Raw genomic sequence first — 18786 nt, 5'->3', positions numbered from 1 at the left:
AAATCAAGGGCGAATTTTGCCACTACGCTACTTTACCAGTTAAATGTATTCTTTATCTTTGCTGACTTAAAAATCAAGAATCTTCAATGAAAATTTCATATAACTGGTTACAACAATTCTTAAAACTAGATTGGGACGCTGAGAAAGTTGAGACTTTACTTACTGACCTTGGCCTTGAAGTTGAAGGTATTGAAACAGTTGAATCTGTAAAGGGAAGTTTGAAAGGTGTAGTAGTTGGAGAGGTTCTAACATGTGAAAAACATCCAAATGCTGATAAACTAAAATTGACCACTGTTGATTTAGGCAATGGTGAACCTGTACAAATCGTTTGTGGTGCTCCTAATGTAGCTGCTGGGCAAAAAGTTCCTGTTGCTACCATTGGTACGGTTTTATATGACAAGGAAGGGAATGAATTCAAAATAAAGAAAGGAAAAATTCGCGGTGAAGAAAGCCATGGAATGATCTGTGCTGAAGATGAATTAGGTCTTGGTGAAAGCCATGATGGAATTTTAGTTTTAAAAAATTCTATAAAAGCAGGTACTCCTGCAGCTAAAGTTTTTGATCTTAGTACAGATGAGGTTTTTGAAATTGGTTTAACACCGAACAGGGCAGATGCCATGAGTCATTTGGGCGTTGCCAGAGACTTACGTGCTGGTTTGTTACAACAGTCAATTGACTTAGAGTTAATTACTCCATCTGTGAGCCGCTTTGATGTTGATATACGTAGTTTTAAGATTGATGCAGAAGTTAAAGATTATAAACTAGCTCCTAGATATGCAGGTGTGACCATTACGAATATAAAGGTTGAAGAATCACCCAAATGGATTAAAGATAGGTTAAATGCAATAGGTTTGACTCCTATTAATAATGTTGTTGATATTACCAATTATGTATTGCATGAATTAGGACAACCTTTACATGCATTTGATGCTGCTAAAATCAAAAAGGAAAAAATAGTAGTAAAAACACTGCCTAGTGGAACCAAATTTACTACGCTAGATGGAGTAGAGCGAGCATTGCATGAAGAAGATATTATGATCTGCGACGCTGCTTCAAATCCATTATGTATTGGTGGTGTTTATGGAGGGCTAGATTCTGGAGTTACAGAAGAAACCACTGCTATTTTCTTAGAAAGTGCTTATTTTAACCCGGTTTCTATTCGTAAGACGGCAAAGCGTCACGGATTAAATACCGATGCCTCATTCCGTTTTGAACGAGGTATTGACCCTAATATTACTGAATATGCATTAAAGCGAGCGGCTTTGCTTATTGAAGAAATAGCTGGAGGTAAGATCACTTCTGATGTTATTGATTTATATCCTAATAAAATTGAAGACCATCAAGTAAGTTTGTATTACGATAAAGCGTTCAAATTGATTGGTGAAGAGATTTCTCATGAAACGATCAAGAATATTCTAGCATCATTAGATATTAAGATTAATAATCAGACAGAGGCCGGTTTAGGTCTTACTATCCCTGCTTATAGAGTAGATGTTACCCGTCAAGCGGATATTATTGAAGAGATATTGCGAGTGTATGGATATAATAATATTGGTACATCTTCAAAGCTGAGTACTTCATTGTCTTATTCAAATGAAAAGGATGTTACTAAGATTCAGAATTTAATTTCAGATCAATTGGTTGCATTAGGTTTTTATGAAATGATGGCCAATTCATTAACAAAACCTGACTACAGAAAGTTATCAGAAACCCTAAAGGAACAACATAATGTTACAATGTTGAATCCCTTAAGCAATGATCTTTCCGTTATGCGCCAATCAATGCTGTTCAGTGCTCTGGAAGCCATTGCATATAACATCAATCGTAAGAGTACTAGTTTAAAGTTTTTTGAATTAGGTAGTACTTATCATAACTATGAAAGTAATTATAATGAAGATAGACACCTTACAATTACTATTTCTGGAAATAAAACCAAGGATAGCTGGAATACAACCAATGCTATTTCTGACTTTTTCTATCTAAAAGGAATCGTTAATGCCTTACTTTCAAGGTTAGGTCTTGAAAAGTATAAGCCTGTACCTGTGAAGAATGACTTGTTTTCTGAAGGCGTTTCATATACCTTGGGAAAAACTTCATTAGTTGAGTTTGGAGTTGTTAAAAAATCTGTACTTAAAGAATTTGGTATTAAACAAGAAGTATTATTTGCAGATATCAATTTGAATAATTTGTTACAATTCTTAAGTAAAAAATCTTTTAAAGTTGTTGATTTACCAAAGTACCCAGTCGTAAAGCGCGACTTTGCCCTTTTATTAGATAATAAGGTATCTTTTGATGAAATATATACTACTGCATTTCAAACGGAACGGAATTTACTGAAATCTGTTGATCTGTTTGACGTATATCAAGGTAAAAATTTACCCGAAGGTAAAAAGTCATATGCCGTTAGCTTTCAGCTGCAAGATGCTAATAAGACACTTAATGATAAGCAGATTGATAAGGTGATGCAAAAGTTGCAGACTGCTTTTGAGCGTGATTTTAATGCTGAATTAAGATAAGAATGTACAAAACATTAATCCGCCCCATTCTTTTTCTATTTGACCCTGAAAAGGTGCATCACTTTACGTTTTCATGTTTGAAATTTGGGTTTAAGCTACCTTTTATAGCTTCACTTACAAGAAGTAGTTATACAGTTAAAGACAAAAAATTAGAACGTAATTTATTTGGACTGACTTTTAAGAACCCAGTTGGTATCGCCGCTGGATTTGATAAAAATGCCTTATTGGTTGATGAGCTACCTAATTTTGGATTTGGATTTATAGAAGTAGGTACAGTGACTCCCAAGCCTCAAGAAGGTAATCCAAAAAAGCGATTGTTCAGGTTAAAAGAAGATAAAGCCATAATTAATAGAATGGGCTTTAACAATGATGGTTTAGATGTTATTTGTAGACGTTTAAAAGATAGAAAAGGTACTATTATTATTGGCGGAAACATTGGTAAGAATAAGGTAACCCCAAATGATGAAGCACTTGAGGACTACTTATTGAGTTTTGATGATCTCTTTGATTATGTGGATTATTTTGTGGTGAACGTTAGCTCTCCCAACACACCAAACCTAAGAGAATTGCAAGATAAGGAACCACTTACAAGACTTTTAAAAGCGCTACAAGATGAGAATAAAAAGATGACTAGAAACGGGAGAGCCAAAAAGATGAAGCCAATTTTACTAAAAATTGCTCCGGATCTCACGAATGAACAGTTATTAGATATTATTGAGATTATTAAAGAAACGAAGTTAGATGGCGTTATTGCAACGAACACTACCATTTCTAGAAAAGGTTTGCAATCGGCTAATAAAAGCGAAGTAGGAGGGCTAAGTGGACAACCAGTCAAACAAAGAGCAACCGAAGTCATTCGTTTCTTGGCAGAAAAATCAAATAAGGCATTTGCCATTATTGGAGTAGGAGGTATTCATTCTGCTGAAGATGCTTTAGAAAAAATTGAAGCCGGTGCAGACTTGGTTCAAATCTATACCGGCTTTATATATGAAGGACCTCAATTGGTCAAAAGAATTAACAAGGCATTAGTTTCTACTGTCTAAAAGGTATTTATTAAAACTACCACCATTTATCTTAGTATATTTAGAATTGATGTCATAAGCTACATCCATTCCTTTGATATCAAAATCACCGCGTACCTTTGTGTATTTTATGTTTAGGTTTCCTCTAAACTTCGTATTATTAAATGAAACGCCTCTTCTGAATTCTGAGTACTTAAAAACTGCATCTTCATCAAATTCAGTGTTAGCAAAGCTTGACATTTCATCAAATTTGGCATATTTAAAAGTGGTGTTCTCTTTAAATTCTGATCCCGAGAAGTCAGCTCCTCGTTCAAAATCTGAATACTTAAATAAAGCATTTCCTTTAAAAGTACAGTTTACAAACTTTACGTTGTCTTCAAAGTTGGCAATAAACGTATACTTACTGGTTTCATCATGAATATACCCAAATACATTATCTTCAAAAACGCAATTCACAAATTCAACTTTACTCTCAATTTGTTCCTCAACACTATTACTTCCACCATTCTTATACCATTTGTGTTTTCTGGGTAATTCAGGTAGCTTTTCATCCATATAGGTCATGTCAAAAACTTCGGTAATGGTAACATTTTCATAATAAATGTCCTTACCATTTTTAATATCAGATAAAATACTGTTAGCGCTTACAGTTTTCTGTGCTAAAAGACTTATTGTAAATACAGAAAGTAGTAAAAATGTAGTTAAAGAGATTGATTTTTTTAGTTGCAGTGTAGTTTTCATGCTTTAGAATTAAAAAGGTTTATTAAAAAGACACTGTAATTCTTGATTTGTTACAGCAAATACAAAAAATTACTGTTTTATGATCTTATAGATTCCTTTGCCAGTTTCTGTTTGCAATTTTACAATATAAATACCTGAGCTTAATGCCTTCATATCTATTTCGGTCAATTGCTTATCAATATTTAATTTCTTGACCAATTGCCCGGTAATACTATACAGTTTTAAGTTTGCATTGATAACGTTTGGAAAGTATACACTTAGTTTTTCAGTTACGGGATTTGGGTATAGTTTTACGCCTAATGCATCAAAAGTTTCATTGCTAAGAGATTCTTCAGCAATAGTTGAGATATTAAAATCGTCAAAATAAAATCCATCAGCGGTCGCACTTTGGTCTGAAACTAATTGAAATCGTACCTTAATGGCTTCTCCTAAATAATCACTCAAATCAATTGATTCCTGAACCCAAGCATCTTGAACGCCATCATACATAGGCTGTCCATTAATACCTTGTATCGAATTTCCTGTTCTGGTATAGTTGCCACATTGCGCTTCCCAAGAAGCTCCATCATTTGTTGAAACTTCAAACTGTACATAGTCAAATCCAGCTTCAAGAGCCCATTTTGCATTAAATGTAGCCATCGCTATTCGGGCATTGGTTAAATCAATAGCGTTTTCAATTTCAATAGTGGTATTTTGATTGTTTCCATAACTGCCACTCGGAGAGTCCGTGATAGAACTAGATGCCGAAACAAATTCAGAAGTTGTGGTATTCCAACTTGAAGTATCCCAATTGATTAAATTGTTTCCAGGGTCATTGATTGCAATTTCTGCAGGTCCTAATATTTTTGATACTTCCATTTCAATAGGATAGATTCCATTATCAATCACAATTTTATAGGTAATGGTTTCGCCGATAGAGGCGGTTGAAGTGTAGCCAATAGAACCTGCAATTTTTTCAAGGAGATTTAATCCGTTGTGCATGTTTGCAGAACCAGTAATTGATAAATTTGATGAAACTGGAACTATACTTACCGTAAAATTACCTGAACCTTCTAAGCCTAGACGCTGAATTTCATAATTTAGAACTCCCGTACTTGAACTTAAAATAGATTCTTGCGTATCAAAAGCCATGGCATAATTATTCGTTGACCGTGCCATATTGAGATTGAAATACATCATTTCTTTACAGATGTCTTCAATACTGCTTTGGGCAGGCCAAAAACTATCACCTATCTCAGGAGTCATGGCTATGATCTTGTTATGTGTGCCTACTGTTCCGTACATAAAATCATCACTATCACCTGAAAATGGAAAATCTCTTATGGGGTCATATCCATTTTGTTGTGTGTATCTTCTTAAAAGAGCGTTATATACATTCTCATCAGGTGTAGTCACGTCTGCATAACCAAATGGAAAGTAGATCAACTCACCAAATGTATGGTTGTTAAGGGCAATTTTAAAATCATGCTGCTCTACAAACCATTTTACAGCTTGAGTTTCTTCTTCAGAAAATGGTGTTGTACCATGATAGATTTCAGAACTTGTTGTTGAAGAAGACCCTGCACCCCCCCAAGTGCCGTTATTAGAATTCCCGTTGATGTAGTAGTCATAGTTTCTATTATTATCTACTCCAAAAGTACCATTGCCATTATCTTTACGATTTTTCCGCCAACCACCACCGCCAAAGGGGTTGGTAGTTTCATTATAGACATATCCATCAGGATTCACTACGGGAATAAAATAGAATTCGGTATTGTCAACTAAGGCTTTAATTGATGAATCGGTGGCATAATTTTCTAATAAATACCACATAAAAAAGATAAGTTGTTGCATAGAAGCTGGCTCACGAGCATGATGCAAAGAAGTGTATAGAATTTCTGACTCAGATTCATCATTATCAGGATTATCAGAAATACGAACCCATTCTATAGGTCTTCCTTCTTCAGTCATAAAATTATTTATGATTGCACGTTGTGATATGAGATTTGGATATAAAGAGCGCATATCATCCAGTTCCTGTAACACTTCTGAATACGTATAAAAACCTCCAAATTGTGTGCTACTTTTTACTTCAAAATTTGCCGGTGTTTGATAATCAATAGTAGAGTTTTGGCAAGACGTATTTTTTAATTTAGCTTTACTTAGCGTGTTTCTTTCAAGGATATATTGACCCATATCCTCTATTAATATATCAACCTCAAATCCTAATTTTTTTGTTGTTTCAAGTTCTTGTTGAGTAAAAACAGATTCTATGTATTTTTTCGACCTCTTTATTCCGTGGTCAATACCAATACCATTATTAATCAAATGCTGAAGCTCATTGGTTTTGGTATAATGTATTCTGGCTTTTTGATATACAGGAACCTCTTCTTGCGCATAATTAATTAATGGTACAAACAAGAAAAGTGTAACAATTAAAAATAATGATAGTCTCTCTAACATATATTCAAAGATAATTATATTGACGATAAATTTTTCTTAATTTATCAGTAGCTTAAGAAAAGATTACCTTAAAAGGTGAAAAATATCAAACTTTAATCAATACATCATGAAAAAACATCTCAAGCTTGCATTATTTTTTATAGCAATTGCAACTATTCAAATCATTTCAGCCCAAGAAAAAACAATTGCACTTAATGAAGGATTTGATAAGATTATTGTGAGTCCGCATATTGAAGCTATTTTAGTGCAAGGTGATACTCCTAAGATTGAAATTGAAAGTATAACAGAGCCCATTGAAAAATTCAAATTTGAAGTTGTTAATGGTACACTTCAAGTATATATAGAAGGTGCTAAAACAGTTACTGAACATGAGAAAGTAAAGGGTAATGGTTATAAAATGAAAGTACCTAGATATAAAAATACAGTAGCCAAAATAAAATTGACGTATCAAAATGTTGGAACTTTTTCAGTAAGAGGTGAAGAAAAAATTACATTTGAAAGCCCATTAGATCAAGAGAATTGTACGCTTCGTATTTATGGAGAATCAGAGGTGTTGATCAAAGAAGCAAAGCTTGAACAATTGCGTGTTACTATTTTTGGAGAAAGTCATTTAGTCATTGATTCGGGTTCTATTAACAGACAACGCATTACAGCTTATGGTTCAAGCAAAATGAGATCGTTAAATGTTGATAGTAAGGATGCTAAGATTATTGCTTATGGAGAAGGCACTTATCAGTTTAATGTATCTGATAGATTAAAAGTAACTTCCTATGGTGAAGCCAATATTCTATATAAAGGAAGTCCTGATATAAAGAAAGGTATCGTTATAGGCGAATCCACAATAAGAAGAGTAAATTAGAAAAATTCCTTTAATTAATTTTCATTGAAATCAGCTTTGTAATTAGGCAAAGCTGATTTTTATTTTCGGTTATTTCTGGTTACCTTCTATCCACTTTCTTGCATTCACAAAAGCTTCCAACCAAGGAGATACTTCATCTTTTCTTCCCTCTGGGTAGTATGCCCAGTTCCATTGAAAAGTTGATCGTTCTATATGGGGCATAGTAACTAAATGTCGGCCTGTTTTATCACATAACATAGCTACATTATAATCTGATCCGTTAGGATTATGGGGATATTCCGCATACGTATACTTAGCACATATATTGTACATTTCTTCGGCTAGTGGAAGCGTATATTTTCCTTCACCATGAGAAATCCAAACACCTAGAGTACTTCCTGCCAGTGAGGATAACATCACAGAATTGTTCTCCTGAATTTTTACAGAGGTAAATGCACTTTCGTGCTTTCCAGAATCATTATAGGTTAATTTTCCATGTACTTCATGTTCTGGATTTACTAATTCTAACTCCATCCATAGCTGGGCGCCATTACAGATACCAACGGATAAAGTATCTTTACGTTCAAAGAATTTCTTTAAGGCCGTTTTCGCTTTCTCATTATATAAAAAAGCACCTGCCCATCCCTTTGCTGAACCCAATACATCTGAATTAGAAAATCCTCCTACTGCTCCAATAAACTGTATGTCCTCTAACGTTTCCCTTCCAGAAATGAGATCAGTCATATGTACATCTTTTACATCAAATCCGGCCAGGTACATGGCATTAGCCATTTCACGTTCTGAATTGCTCCCTTTTTCTCTTATAACAGCAGCTTTTGGTCTGTCATTGCGAGGAGTTTGCGACGCGGCAATCTTTTTATTATTGACAGATTGCTTTTCCCGATTACTTGGGATCGCAATGACGTCCTGAAGTTTACCAGTAAAATGCTTTGGAAACTTATATTGTAAAGGTTGCTTTTTATAATTATCAAATCGATCTTTTGCTAATCCGTTAACGGTTTGCTTTTCATCTAATAAGTATGAAGTTTTATACCAGGTATCTCGTAAGGAAGCTACATTCAATGCTAATTCTGTATCGTGATTTTTAATATTTAATACTCCTTTAGAATTCACAGTACCGATTTTTATACATTCGATGCCCTGCTCGTATAAAGCCGGAAAAATCTGTCCACTATTTGATTGAAATACAATACCTACATTTTCTGAGAATAGCAGTTTAATAGTATCCTCCTCTTTTAAAGATGTTAAATCTAAATCAGCTCCTAAATTAGTATCAGCAAAACACAATTCTAGTAGAGAAGTGATTAATCCTCCAGAGCCAATATCATGACCTGAAGTAATGAAGCCAAGTTTGATGAATTGTTGCATTGTATCAAACACTCTGGCAAAATATTGACTATCAACAATGTTTGGTGCCGAGTTTCCAACTGCATTTACAACTTGCCCAAATGAAGAACCTCCTAACTTAAAGGCATCCTTAGATAAATTTATATAGTAAATATCGCCTCCATCTTTTTTCAAAACGGGCTCAACTACCTTTGTAATATCATTACAGTTGGCCCCGGCAGATATAATAACTGTACCAGGTGCGATCACTTCCTCATTAGGATATTTTTGTTTCATTGATAAGGAATCTTTCCCGGTCGGAATATTTATTCCTAGCTCAATGGCAAATTCTGAACAGGCTTTTACTGCTTCATATAAACGCGCATCTTCACCTTCATTTTTACAAGGCCACATCCAGTTGGCAGATAGTGAAACCGATTTCAATCCGTCTTTCAATGGTGCCCAAATAATGTTTGTTAATGCTTCAGCAATGGAATTTCTACTGCCAGCAATAGGATTAATGAGTCCTGAGATGGGTGAGTGCCCAATTGCTGTAGCAACGCCTTCTTTACCTTTAAAATCTAAAGCCATTACGCCAACATTATTTAATGGTATTTGTAGTGGTCCAACGCATTGTTGCTTCGCTACTTTTCCGCCCACACATCTATCCACTTTATTGGTGAGCCAGTCTTTGCAAGCCACAGCTTCCAGTTGTAATACCTGCTCTAAATATTGATGGAAATTTTCTTGAATATAGGATGCTTCTTTATAGCTTCTATCAAGAGTGATATCATTCATGATAGTTTTAGGTGAGCTTCCAAACATATCACTCAAGGCTAAATCCATTGGTTTATTTCCTTTGGTTTTAGACTCAAAAGTAAAACGGTCATCACCTGTAACTTCCCCAACAGTATACATAGGCGAACGCTCACGTTCAGCAATCTTATGAAGTGTGTCTATATGTTTATCAGAAATGACCAAGCCCATTCTTTCCTGAGATTCATTGCCAATAATCTCCTTATTGGATAAAGTAGGGTCACCAATAGGTAGTTTGTCAAGGTCTATGATTCCTCCCGTGTCCTCAACCAATTCAGATAAGCAATTTAGATGCCCACCTGCACCATGATCATGAATGGAAACAATCAAGTTCTCATCACTCTCAACCATACCTCTCACGGCATTTGCAGCTCGTTTTTGCATTTCAGGATTGGAGCGCTGAACTGCATTGAGTTCAATGCCTGCAGAAAATTCACCGGTATCTGCTGATGAAACTGCAGCACCACCCATACCAATACGATAATTCTCACCTCCTAGTAGCACTACTTTATCGCCTTGTTTTGGTATGTCTTTTAAGGCTTGCGTTGCTTTACCGTAGCCTATACCTCCTGCAAGCATGATTACTTTGTCGAAACCAAGTTTTCGAGGTTGAGACCCTTCGACTCCGCTCAGGGTGACATCTTGTTTTTCATCATGTTCGAAGGTCAATAATGAACCACAGATTAAGGGCTGGCCGAATTTGTTTCCAAAATCTGATGCACCATTTGAAGCTTTAATCAAAATATCAATAGGGGTTTGGTACAACCATTTACGCTCTTCCATGGCTTGTTCCCATGGGCGACTTTCTTCCAGCCTAGAATAAGAGGTCATATACACTGCCGTTCCTGCTAAAGGAATGGCTCCTTTACCACCAGCCAAACGATCACGAATTTCACCACCAGAACCCGTTGCTGCACCATTAAAAGGTTCTACAGTGGTTGGAAAATTATGTGTTTCTGCTTTTAAGGAAATTACGGATTCAAAATCTTGTGTTGTATAATAATCAGGCACATCGGCTCTCTTTGGAGCAAATTGCTCCACTTTTGGGCCTTTTATGAAAGCTACATTGTCCTTATAGGCGGACACGATATCATTAGGATGTTGCTTCGATGTTTCCTTAATTAATTTAAACAATGAAGAAGGTTTTTTCTCTCCATCAATAACAAAAATTCCGTTAAAAATCTTATGACGACAATGTTCTGAATTTACCTGAGAGAATCCAAACACTTCTGAATCTGTAAGCTTACGCCCTATACGTTTAGAAACATCATTTAGATACGCAATCTCTTCATCATTAAGTGCTAAACCTTCTTTCTCATTATAGGCTGCAATATCTTCAATTTCTAAAATAGGTTCGGGTTGAATATCTATAGTAAATGAATTTTGATTTAACCCCATATATTTTTCAGAAACCATAGGATCATAATCTGTAAAATCTTCAGGAACAGCTTTAAATTCTTCAATTCGAAGTATATTACCAATACCCATATTTTGAGTAATCTCTACAGCATTGGTACTCCAAGGTGTGATCATTGCCTTACGTGGGCCAACAAAAAAGGCGTCAAGAGACGCCATGTTTATCTTAGGTTGGTTGCCAAACAACCACGTTAACTTTTTTTCTGTATTGTTTGAGAATTCTGAAGTGGTTTGAACAGCATATACTTTGCTGTTTACATCCCCAAAAAAATGAATCATTTAGTTGTGTATTTTGAAACAACAAAAATACATTTTTTGCCCATTTGCGGTGGTTGAGTTATAAGCTTTTATTAACTACTTCTTAATAAATAATGCAAAAGGTAGAAGTGGGTTGTTCTATTCTTTAAAAATAATCGTAAAAGCTATTCGGTTCTTACAAGTTCACCTGACTTAAGAGCTTTCTTAAAATCAACTGAAACAGTTCTATGACTTCCAAAGAACCTACTTCCATCTCCTTTTTTTATTTGCACAAGTACAGTGCCATCCTTTTTTTTACCTACAGATGTTACCTTTACCTTATTACCTATAACACTTTTGTAATTGACGATTCCTCCTTTTTTAATGATAAAATTTGGCCTAGGAAATTCTATATACTTGAATCCACTTTTTTCCGGTTGACCTATCTTAAACTGGTCGCCAATTTTTACATCCTGAGGTAAACTTTCTTCTTTATCAACTATGCTAATTTGTGAGCCGATAAATGTAAATAACAAAATAAAAATTAATGATTTCATATTGTAAAGCTTAGAGTTTAATTACTAAAGTTTTCTTATATGTAAAAGGCTACTTGAACACTTTTATCTTGAATTTGTCTGCTACTTTAAACTAGTTCTTCGACTTAACACGAAATTAGTAAAAAATGCGAATATTACAATTTTTAACATTTAATTTTATCACATCTGCTATTGAGTGATTTTATGAGTCTTAATATTAAGAAAATGATAATTCAAACGAACTAAAATCGAGTTCGACTATGTTATTTTTTGATACTTATCGTATTAATAATTGCTTTAATTTATGTTTTACACAATGAGTTTTTAACAATTATTTAATAGTTTTACAAACTTAAATAATAGTAATACTATTATATTTGCGATCGAAATTATTAGAGAATGGAGCAGCTATTATCAAATTTAAAGATTGCAGTACCGGAAAATATCTACGTAAAGGATCCTGAATCATCTGATCTTGGCAAGCGTATTGTAGAGCATAGTATTCTTTTGATAGACGAAATAGGTTTTGAGGCTTTCACTTTCAAAAAGCTAGGACAACTTATTGGTTCTAATGAGAGCTCTATTTACCGCTATTTTGAAAGCAAGCATAATTTATTGGTGTATCTTTCTTCTTGGTATTGGTCATGGAAGGAATATCAGCTAGTACTTGAAACATTTAGTATTACCGAACCTTCAGAAAAGCTAAAGAAGGCTATTAAAATTTTAACAAGAACAATTAAAGAGGATACCAAGTTTACACATGTTAACGAAGTGGTGTTGAATCGTATCATCATCAATGAAAGCTCTAAGTCCTTTCTAACAAAAGAAGTAGATCAAGAAAATCAAGAAGGCTATTTTGTGGTATATAAGCGCATTGTATCTCGCTTAAAAGAAATGATCATAGCGGTCAATAAGGAATACGAATATCCGGCTTCACTGGCAAGTACCATAGTTGAAGGTGGTTTACATCAACATTTTTTGAAAGACCATTTTAAATCAATTACCGACTGTAGTAAACAGGTTACGCCCACTTCATTTTTTGAACATCTAACATTTACCATTTTAAACATTCGCTAAACATGGCAAATCCTATACTAACACCTTGGCAGCGCTTTTTAGGGTTGCTTGAACTAGAGCGTAAAGATATTTTACAGATATTTTATTATGCTATTTTTTCTGGTTTTGTGGCCTTGTCTCTACCATTAGGTATACAGGCTATTATTAATTTAATACAGGGAGCGCAGATCTCTACATCGTGGATCGTATTAGTTGTTTTAGTTACTCTCGGCGTTTTATTTTCTGGCGCCTTACAGTTGATGCAATTACGTATTATAGAAAGAGTTCAACAGCGAATTTTTGTGCGGTCTTCTTTTGAATTAAGTTATCGTTTTCCTAAAATAAAAATGCAGGAATTGCGTAATTATTATCCTCCTGAATTAGCAAATCGTTTTTTTGATACCCTTACTATTCAAAAAGGATTAGCTAAAGTATTGATAGATGTACCTACGGCTTTATTGCAAATTGTATTTGCTTTGATATTGCTTTCATTTTACCATCCGTTTTTCATCATTTTTGGTGTTTTATTGCTTCTATTGGTTTATGTGGTTTTTAAGTATACGGCGCAGCGTGGCTTGCAAACGAGCTTGCAAGAATCAAAGAGCAAGTATAAAGTAGCACATTGGATTCAAGAAATAGCAAGGGCCGTTGTAAGTTTTAAATTATCTGGAAGTACAAGTTTGGCATTACAAAAAAATGATGCTCTGGTTACAGAGTATTTAGAAGCCAGAGAAAGTCATTTTAAGATTTTGATCATTCAGTTTATACAGATGATAGGTTTTAAAGTATTGGTCACAGCTGGTTTATTACTAATTGGAGGTGCTTTAGTATTAAAACAAGAAATGAATATAGGTCAATTTGTAGCTGCTGAGATTATTATTTTATTAGTAATTGCCTCTGTGGAAAAATTGATTCTTGGCCTCGAACCTTTTTACGATGTGATTACTTCTATTGAAAAAATAGGGCAGGTGGTAGACAAAGAAATGGAGTTGCAAGAAGGTGAAAAACCCAACTTTAAGGGGACAATGACTATTGAATTAGATAGTATATCTTATAAAGTATCTAATCGCGAAAAGCCTATTCTAAAGAATATTTCTTTAAATATTGAGCCTAAAAGCCGCGTGCTGGTTCAAGGAGAAAGTGGTTCTGGTAAGTCAAGCTTGTTGCGTGTTTTAGCTGGCGTTATTCAAACAACTAGAGGTGCAGTTACAGTTAACAATTTTGCTATAGAAAGTTTGCATTTAAACCATTATAGAGCACAATTAGGCTTATCACTTTCTGAGGAAAGTCCTTTTGAAGGTACTATTAGAGAGAATATAACTTTTGGAGATGAAGAAGTTTCTGATGATGCTATTCTATGGGCCCTTGAAAAAGTAGGGTTAAAGAGTTTTCTTAAACAACAAGTTAATGGCTTACAGACAATATTATACCCAGAAGGAAAACAAATGTCGTACACTATTGCAAAAAAAATTGTTTTGGCCAGAGCTATTGTTAAGAAACCAAAAGTGCTAATACTTGAAGATGCATTAGATCAATTTAATACCAAAGAAACTAATGATATCATTGATTTTCTGATTGCACCAGAGAACCCGTGGGCATTGGTGGTGGTGAGTAGTAATAAAAGATGGCAAAACTATTGTAATGATACTATTACACTGGAAGAAGGACAAATTAAAGATTATAAAAAATGCTAAACATTTCACATAATAAATTGAATAAAAAAGTTTCATTGGCAGGGTTTCAGTCTGGAAAAAAAGTCTTCAAAAATGGTTATCACAAACGTTTTAATCAGTTTTTATTGGCATTTGCCATCATTGGAATTTTAGTGCTCTTTTTACCATGGACGCAGAATATCACCGGTAAAGGTCAGGTTACTACATTAAAACCAGATCAACGTCCACAAACAATTCAATCGCAAATTCCTGGTAGGATAGAGTCGTGGTATGTTAGAGAAGGCGATTTTGTAAAGAAAGGAGATACGATTCTAAGAATTTCAGAAGTAAAGAGTGATTATTTTGATGACAAATTGGTTGAACGTACCAATGATCAAATTGAATCTAAGTCCTCATCTGCAAAAGCATATCAAGACAAAGTAAAGGCTTTGCAACGGCAAATAGTTGCATTGCAAAATGAAAGAAGTTTAAAATTAAAACAAGTCAAAAATAAACTTCTACAGTCAAAGCTAAAAGTAAAAAGTGATAGTATTGATTTAGAAGCTGCCAAAACCAATATTGATATTGCTCAGCGGCGCTATGATCGTGTGGTAACCTTACAATCAGAAGGGTTAAAGGCGGTAAAAGATGTTGAGGAGAAGCGTTTAAAACTACAAGAAACTCAAGCTAAATTGATATCGCAAGAAAATAAATACTTGGCAAGTCAAAACAATGTTATCAATGCTGAAATTGAACTTTCCAGAGTATCAACTGAATTTGCAGACAAGATATCAAAAGCACAGAGTGATATGTATACCGCTCAGTCTAGCCAGTATAATACCAATGCTGAAGTCACTAAGTTAGAGAACAGTTATGCTAACTACAAGCGTCGTAATGAGCTATTATTTATAACTGCACCTCAAGATGGTTATGTTAATAAAGCTATTAAGGCAGGTATTGGCGAAACATTCAAAGAAGGTGAGCAATTGGTAGGCGTGATGCCTGCTAATTACGAATTAGCAGTTGAAACATTTGTAGAACCTATAGATTTACCGCTGATTCACATTGGTGAAGATGTACGCGTTCAGTTTGACGGTTGGCCTGCTATTGTTTTTAGTGGTTGGCCCAATGTATCGTATGGTACGTATGGAGCGAAAGTTGTTGCTATAGAGAATTTCATAAGTGATAATGGTAAGTATAGAGTACTGTTAGCTCCAGATAGCGATGCTTATGAATGGCCTGAGGCTGTACGCGTAGGATCAGGAGCTAGAACTATTGCTTTGTTAGACGATGTGCCTATTTGGTTTGAATTATGGAGACAGTTAAATGGATTTCCACCCAATTATTATCAACCCGCCACTACGGATAAAAAAGTTGCTAAAAAATGATAAAAAGAGTACTACTTACTTTTACTATTTTTTGCTTTGGTTATGTAGCTTTTGCTCAGGATGAGGTGCTTACATTTGAGGAATATTTGGGGTATGTAAAGCAGTACCATCCATTCGTGAAACAAGCTAATTTATTGCTAGACGAAGGTCAAGCCAAGCTTATGAAAGCACGAGGTGCTTTTGACCCTAAATTGGAGGTTGACTATGACCGTAAAAAGTTTAAGAGCACAGAGTATTATGATAAGCTAAATGCAACCTTCAAGATTCCTACCTGGTTTGGTATTGAATTAAAAGGAAACTTTGAAGAAAACTCGGGTGTATTCCTGAATCCTGAAGGAAATGTACCTGAAGATGGGTTATACAATGTAGGTGTTTCTATTCCTTTGGCTAGAGGATTGCTTACGAATAAGCGTATGGCTATGTTACGACAGGCAAAGTTATATAGAGAGCAGGTACAAGCAGAGCGTCAACTTGCTATCAATGACATACTATATGATGCTAGTATAGCCTATTTTAATTGGTTAAGGGCGTATAAAAATCAGCAAGTTTATGCTAACTTTTTTGGTAATGCTAAAAGGCGTTTTGAAGGAATCAAAAAGAATTACGAAGCAGGGGAAAACCCTGCTATAGATACCTTAGAAGCTGGAATTATTTTAAATAATAGGAAATTGGCATTAGAAAGAGCACGAATTGTTTTTATAAAGTCGTCATTAGAAGTCTCTAATTATTTGTGGTTAAATAATTCTATTCCTGTTGAGTTGCAGGATACCATAAAACCTGATATTAAAACTAATAATTTTGTGGATTCTGTACTTGGCACTTCGCAATTAGATATTGAAAGTACAGTTATTGAAAGTCACCCTAAGTTAAGAGCACTGAATCTAAAATATAGAAGTCAAAAAATTGAGCGGCGTTTACGTCTGAACAATTTATTACCTCAAATTGATTTAGAGTATAATTTTTTATCAGAAACCCCGGATGTTGCCAGTTCATTCAATACAGTTAATTATAAATCAGGTGCGCGCGTTAATTTCCCCTTGTTTCTTAGGAAAGAACGTGGTGATCTAAAATTAGCGAAACTTAAAATGAATGATACCGAGTTTGAAATAGCGACTACTAAAGTAAGTTTGGAAAATAAGTTCAATGCATTGACCAACGAGATTGATTCTTATCAAGTACAAAATGAATTAACAGGAACAATTGTTCGAGATTATTCAAGATTACTAACAGCTGAGGAACGCAAATTCAATTTAGGAGAGAGCTCCTTGTTTTTGATCAATTCTAGAGAGTCTAAATTAATAGAGTCCGAATTAAAAGCCATTGATATTGAAAATAAATTTTTTAAGGTAAAAGCAACTATGTTTCAATTGATCAATACGGCTATTTAATTGCTATTGGTGCATATTTCTCTACTACATAATCACCCCAATTTGCAATAGATTGTATTACCGGAATTAAGGTTTTACCCAAATCTGTTAGCGTATATTCTACTTTTAGAGGTGGTTTTTTTGTATAAACTTTTCGGTTAATGATACCATCTTCCTCTAATTTCTTTAGTTGCAAACTTAAGGTACGCTCGGTTACAGTAGGCATTGCTTTTCGTAATTCGTTGTAGCGTAAAGTACCTTCCATAAGGTGAAATAGAATCACGGTTTTCCACTTACCACCGATGACGCCCATTGTTAAACTGGCGCAACAGGGATATTCTTTTCCTTTAAATGTATGCATCACTCTATATTTTTATACTATCCTTTTTGACCGTTATTGTGTGGTTACAAAACTATACTTAATTTTGCTACTATAAAAATTATAGTTTAACTTTTTACATCATAATAATGAAAGCAATTGTACTAGAGCAAGCAGGAGGTGTCGAGAATTTTAGCATAGAAGACATAGAAAAACCTACAATAAATAGTAATGAAGTTTTAATAAAAACTAAAGCATTAAGCATCAACCCGGTAGATTATAAGGTACGCGGAAATGAAGATGTAATGACAATGATTTATGGCGAAGAACGACCTGCCATTTTAGGTTGGGATGTTGCTGGCGTAGTTGTAGAAACAGGACGTGGAGCGACAAAATTTAATGTAGGTGATAACGTGTTCGGAATGATAAACTTTGTAGGTATGGGGAAAACCTACGCCGAATTTGTTGCAGCATCTGAGGCGCATTTAGCGAAAGTTCCTGAAGGTATTCACTTTCAAGGAGCTGCTGCTACTACATTAGCTGCTTTAACGGCATATCAAGTATTAAAGAGTGGTATTAAAAAAGGTGATCGTATTTTAATTCATGCGGGCTCAGGTGGAGTAGGTCACTTCGTGGTACAAATTGGAAAAGCAATGGGAGCTTATGTCATTGCAACAAGTTCCGGTAAGAATAAAGAGTTTGTCATGTCTTTGGGTGCTGATGAATTTATTGATTACCGAACGCAACAGTTTCAAGGCGAAGTATCAAACTTAGATTTTGTGTTTGATATGTTTAATGGTGAAATACTACTCAATTCAATTAAGGTAGTAAAAGAAGGAGGGAACATTATCTCATTGCCTACTCCTGAATTTTCAGATGAAATTTTAGCATTAGCAAAAGAACGCAATGTAAATGTTTCCTTTTTAATGGTGCAGTCCAACGGAGAAGATATGGAAGCTTTAGCAAATATGTTAGCAAACAGAGCTATAAAACCTCATATTTCGCATTCGTTTCGGTTTAACGAAATGGATAAAGCACACCTGCAACAAGAAAGTGGCAGAACAGTAGGAAAAATAGTAATAAACGTATAAAT

Annotated in this window: 13 protein-coding genes; 8 read left to right on the top strand and 5 right to left on the bottom strand. The window is 34.7% G+C overall.

Annotation, left to right across the window (positions count from 1 at the left end; all coding sequences use genetic code 11):
* Positions 1 to 86 precede the first annotated feature (86 nt).
* Positions 87 to 2516 carry a phenylalanine--tRNA ligase subunit beta gene (pheT, locus tag AC1EU5_RS12590; RefSeq protein WP_480192752.1) on the top strand — a complete coding sequence of 810 codons (2430 nt, stop codon included), beginning with the start codon at positions 87 to 89 and terminating at the stop codon, positions 2514 to 2516.
* 2 nt (positions 2517 to 2518) lie between these two features.
* Complete coding sequence (locus tag AC1EU5_RS12585) at positions 2519 to 3559, top strand: quinone-dependent dihydroorotate dehydrogenase (protein ID WP_480192751.1); 1041 nt, start codon at positions 2519 to 2521, stop codon at positions 3557 to 3559.
* Here the strand turns inward: AC1EU5_RS12585 and AC1EU5_RS12580 are convergent.
* A complete protein-coding gene (locus AC1EU5_RS12580) occupies positions 3542 to 4279 on the bottom strand; it encodes a pentapeptide repeat-containing protein (RefSeq protein ID WP_480192750.1) in 738 nt (245 codons plus the stop codon). The two genes, AC1EU5_RS12585 and AC1EU5_RS12580, sit on opposite strands and share 18 nt — an antisense overlap.
* A gap of 69 nt (positions 4280 to 4348) precedes the next feature.
* Entirely contained in the window at positions 4349 to 6721 is a 2373-nt protein-coding gene (locus AC1EU5_RS12575) for a M14 family metallopeptidase (protein ID WP_480192749.1), read from the bottom strand.
* 106 nt (positions 6722 to 6827) lie between these two features.
* Between AC1EU5_RS12575 and AC1EU5_RS12570 the strand changes: the two genes are divergently transcribed.
* On the top strand, positions 6828 to 7580 hold the full coding sequence (locus AC1EU5_RS12570; protein WP_480192748.1) for a head GIN domain-containing protein: 753 nt from the start codon (positions 6828 to 6830) through the stop codon (positions 7578 to 7580).
* Between the two features lie 69 nt (positions 7581 to 7649).
* On the opposite strand, the gene purL is transcribed toward AC1EU5_RS12570, so the two are convergent.
* Positions 7650 to 11417, bottom strand: coding sequence for a phosphoribosylformylglycinamidine synthase (gene purL / locus AC1EU5_RS12565; RefSeq protein ID WP_480192747.1), 3768 nt, complete (start codon positions 11415 to 11417; stop codon positions 7650 to 7652).
* A gap of 143 nt (positions 11418 to 11560) precedes the next feature.
* Positions 11561 to 11932, bottom strand: a complete 372-nt coding sequence (locus AC1EU5_RS12560; RefSeq protein WP_480192746.1) for a hypothetical protein — start codon at positions 11930 to 11932, stop codon at positions 11561 to 11563.
* 378 nt (positions 11933 to 12310) lie between these two features.
* Between AC1EU5_RS12560 and AC1EU5_RS12555 the strand changes: the two genes are divergently transcribed.
* The 4 genes from AC1EU5_RS12555 to AC1EU5_RS12540 are packed head-to-tail and all read left to right on the top strand — an operon-like array spanning position 12311 to position 17395.
* Positions 12311 to 12988, top strand: coding sequence for a TetR/AcrR family transcriptional regulator (locus AC1EU5_RS12555; RefSeq protein WP_480192745.1), 678 nt, complete (start codon positions 12311 to 12313; stop codon positions 12986 to 12988).
* 2 nt (positions 12989 to 12990) lie between these two features.
* Positions 12991 to 14661, top strand: coding sequence for a peptidase domain-containing ABC transporter (locus tag AC1EU5_RS12550; protein WP_480192744.1), 1671 nt, complete (start codon positions 12991 to 12993; stop codon positions 14659 to 14661).
* On the top strand, positions 14655 to 16007 hold the full coding sequence (locus AC1EU5_RS12545; protein ID WP_480192743.1) for an HlyD family secretion protein: 1353 nt from the start codon (positions 14655 to 14657) through the stop codon (positions 16005 to 16007). The genes AC1EU5_RS12550 and AC1EU5_RS12545 overlap by 7 nt, the downstream gene beginning before the upstream one ends.
* The gene (locus AC1EU5_RS12540; protein WP_480192742.1) at positions 16004 to 17395 is read left to right on the top strand and encodes a TolC family protein; all 1392 of its coding nucleotides are present in this window, start codon (positions 16004 to 16006) and stop codon (positions 17393 to 17395) included. The genes AC1EU5_RS12545 and AC1EU5_RS12540 overlap by 4 nt, the downstream gene beginning before the upstream one ends.
* On the opposite strand, the gene AC1EU5_RS12535 is transcribed toward AC1EU5_RS12540, so the two are convergent.
* Positions 17388 to 17735: a winged helix-turn-helix transcriptional regulator gene (locus tag AC1EU5_RS12535; protein ID WP_480192741.1), complete on the bottom strand. Its 348-nt coding sequence runs from the start codon at positions 17733 to 17735 to the stop codon at positions 17388 to 17390. The two genes, AC1EU5_RS12540 and AC1EU5_RS12535, sit on opposite strands and share 8 nt — an antisense overlap.
* A 107-nt stretch (positions 17736 to 17842) precedes the next feature.
* Between AC1EU5_RS12535 and AC1EU5_RS12530 the strand changes: the two genes are divergently transcribed.
* Positions 17843 to 18784, top strand: a complete 942-nt coding sequence (locus AC1EU5_RS12530; protein WP_480192740.1) for an NADP-dependent oxidoreductase — start codon at positions 17843 to 17845, stop codon at positions 18782 to 18784.
* Positions 18785 to 18786: the final 2 nt, after the last annotated feature.

Source organism: Maritimimonas sp. 2405UD52-3, assembly GCF_056591715.1.
The sequence above is the reverse complement of the archived record's forward strand: the minus strand, read 5'-3'. Positions and strand labels throughout refer to the sequence as shown.